Genomic DNA, 567 nt, shown 5'->3' on the forward strand with positions numbered 1-567 from the left:
CGCAGGAAACCTGGAAGATGACCGCGCCCGCGGAGTACGCACTGATCCCGGACCCGGACCAGTGGTTCGAAGCGTTGGGGGAGGAGGCGTCGAACAGGGTGGGCGAGTTGATGATGGAGCTGGCCGGTCCGGACCCGATGGGGGAGACCTACTTGGGGAAGGTGGGGCGGCTGAACGCGTCGAAGATGCAGGCGGAGGAGATCGTGCGCGCGCAGATGCTGACCCCGGACCCGTCCGTGCAGGAGGAGCCGCAGGAGGAGGATCCGGAGTCGGGGACGGCCGAGACCTTGGCGGAGATGAAGGAACTCGACCGGATCTATCGGGACTTCCTGGACGAGTCGGCGCAGGAGCAGGCCGAGCGGCCGTAACCCCGGAACCGGCCACAGGCCTTGTACCGGGGGCGGCTCCGGGGCGGTTCATCCCGCGGGCCCAGGAGCAGCTGGCCCCCTCCGGTGTCCAGGCGAGGTTCCGCGCCAACCTCGCAGCCCTGCGCGCCCTGCGCGAGCTGCAAGCCCAGGAACGGGCCGCCACCGAGACCGAGCGTGCCTCCTTGGCCCGCTGGGGGTC

At 70.4% G+C, this 567-nt stretch carries 1 protein-coding gene; it reads left to right on the forward strand.

Features of this window, described 5'->3' with window-relative positions; genetic code table 11:
- A partial coding sequence (locus ABEA06_RS13470; protein WP_345311824.1) for a TnpV protein occupies positions 1-368 on the forward strand: 368 nt, incomplete at its 5' end.
- Positions 369-567: the final 199 nt, after the last annotated feature.

It is taken from the genome of Kocuria gwangalliensis, from assembly GCF_039544365.1.
GTDB classification, from domain to species: domain Bacteria; phylum Actinomycetota; class Actinomycetes; order Actinomycetales; family Micrococcaceae; genus Kocuria; species Kocuria gwangalliensis.